This is a genomic window from Microcystis sp. M53603_WE2, assembly GCF_030065435.1.
This window is the reverse complement of the sequence record NZ_JASJFF010000919.1, coordinates 1-2,336: the sequence shown is the minus strand read 5'-3', so window position 1 is coordinate 2,336 and position 2,336 is coordinate 1. Positions and strand designations below refer to the sequence as shown.

At 49.3% G+C, this 2,336-nt stretch carries 2 protein-coding genes; both read right to left on the bottom strand.

What is annotated here, in order from left to right; all coding sequences use genetic code 11:
• A partial coding sequence (locus tag PX481_RS19495; protein ID WP_288095543.1) for an RNA-guided endonuclease InsQ/TnpB family protein occupies positions 1 to 383 on the bottom strand: 383 nt, incomplete at its 3' end.
• Positions 384 to 882: 499 nt separating this feature from the next.
• On the bottom strand, positions 883 to 2,336 hold a 1,454-nt coding region (ggt, locus tag PX481_RS19490; protein WP_288095540.1), incomplete at its 5' end, for a gamma-glutamyltransferase.

The window sequence follows — 2,336 nt, the reverse complement described above, 5'->3', positions numbered from 1 at the left end:
TTAGCTAAATAGATTTGTTTGTCTTTAAATTTAAAAGCAGACTTGGTAAATTCGGCACTTCCTCCCTGATGTTTTTTCTTAAAGTTAGGATACTTAGTCCGACCAGCAAAGAAATTAGTAAAAGCTGTTTGTAAATGTCTTAACCCTTGTTGTAAGGGGACACAGCTTACTTCATTAAGAAAGTCTAATTCTTCTTGCTTTTTCCACTCGGTTAGCATTGAAGAAGTTTGGGCGTAGCCTACTCTTTCTTGCTTTTCGTACCAAGCTTGTGTTCTGAGATGGAGAGCTTTATTGTCAACTAATCTTACACAGCCCAATGTGCGCCGCAATAGCGACTCTTGTTCGGGTGTGAGGTAAAATCGGAACGAATAGGCTTTTTCCATACCTCGCATTCTAGAATATATCGTGTAAATGCGCTAGTATTTAACGGTAAAGCCGTCGTAGAACGACGGGGTTTCAGACCCAAATTTTCGATGACCGCATAAAAGGCAAACACGAACCACCTGTAACGACGGGATAGTTCGCTAAGTCCGAGTAACGTCCCCAAGATAAGGGGGAGAGAGATAATTGTTGACATGGATTGTACCCCGCCCGATCGGGTATTTAGCGGCAAGGGACGTGAAGTGTCCCTAGTGACCTGGATTCTGGCGGCAATTTTCCTCGCTCGTTATGCCTTTACCCGGTTATGATTTGGGTAATTGCAGCAATTCTCATTTTAAGGTTTCATGACATTAAAACCCTTGCACCTAGAGGGGTTAATAATTCTTAACGAATCTCTAGATCGCTGAAACAACGCAAAATCGTTTCAAAATGAGAATTGCTGGGGTAATTGCCGTTTATATCGAAAAAATGGGGACATTTACCCCGTTTTTGGGTACTTTCTTAAAATCCCCTCGCTTCGCCTGCGTTTCTGCGTTGATCGGCCGCACCAGTAAAGGTTCGGGAGCGATCGACCGCAATCGACTCGGCCGATCCCCATTTCGGAAAAGGTTGGAAGGTATAGCCCCGTTTTTCGAGAGCGGCCACTACCTTCGGAGCGAGCGCGTTCGGTTCGATCAAAACCCGATCGGGCATTCCCTGATAATGGAATCGGGGATAGTTCACCGCTTCGGCAACGGTCATCCCGTAGTCGATCGTATGGGTGATCATCTGTAATACCGTTGTCGGGATGGTGGAACCGCCAGGGCTTCCGGTAATCAGTACCACCTGGCCATTTTTTACCACGATGGTGGGAGACATGGAACTCAGGGGACGCTTGCCCGGTTCAATCCGATTCGCTCGTCCCTGAATTAGCCCAAATTGGTTGGGGGAACCTAGTTTACTGACGAAATCATCCATTTCATTATTGAGTACAAAGCCAGTGTCACCCGCAATCACTCCGGCCCCGAAAGACGAGTTGATCGTATAGGTGACGGATACCGCATTGCCGGTGCGATCAATCACCGAGTAGTGAGTGGTACTATCGCCCTCTCGAATGATGGTTTGATAGAAGGGACGGGGATCTAAGGCCTGCTTGGTTGGGATTTTCTCCCGGATGGAGGCGGCGTATTCTGCCGATAGCAGTCGTTCTAGGGGAATCTGGACAAATTTCGGATCGCCGAGATAGGTATTGCGATCAACGTAGGCAAACAACATCGCAGCGAGAAAGCGATGAACCGTATCGGTTGATCGGAATCCCGAAGCTTTGAGATCATAGCCTTGTAGGATATTCAACATCAAGCACACCGTCATCCCTCCTCCAGGTGGCGGCGCGGTCAGGATATCGTAACCGCGATAGGTGCATTGTAGGGGTTCCTGTTCCAATGCCTGATAGGTGTCCAGGTCTTCAGCACTGAGAATTCCCCCCTGTTTCCGACTCTCCGCTACCACCTGCGCGCCGATTTCCCCCCCATAGAAAACTGCTGGCCCGCCGCGAGCAATCTGGGTGAGAGTGCGCGCAAGATTCTTCTGTACTAAACGATCGCCTACCTCGTAGGGTTTTGAACCATTTTTCAGGAAAATCGCCGCCATACTCGGATCTTTTAACTTCTCACCGCTTCTCCGGAGGATTTCTATATCTCCTGTCCCCAGGATAAATCCCTGTCCAGCAAGGGCGATCGCTGGAGCGATGACTTGTTGACGCGAGCGTGTACCGTATTTCTGTAAGGCCAGATCCAGACCTCGCACTGTACCAGGAACCGCCACCGCCAGATAGCCGTTGCGACTGCGGCCGGGGATAATCTCACCATTGCGATCAAGGTACATATTGGCGGTGGCGGCTAGAGGTGCGGTCTCTCGAAAATTGATAAACACGCTTTCGCCGTTGGCTAACCGGATCAGCATAAAGCCGCCACCGC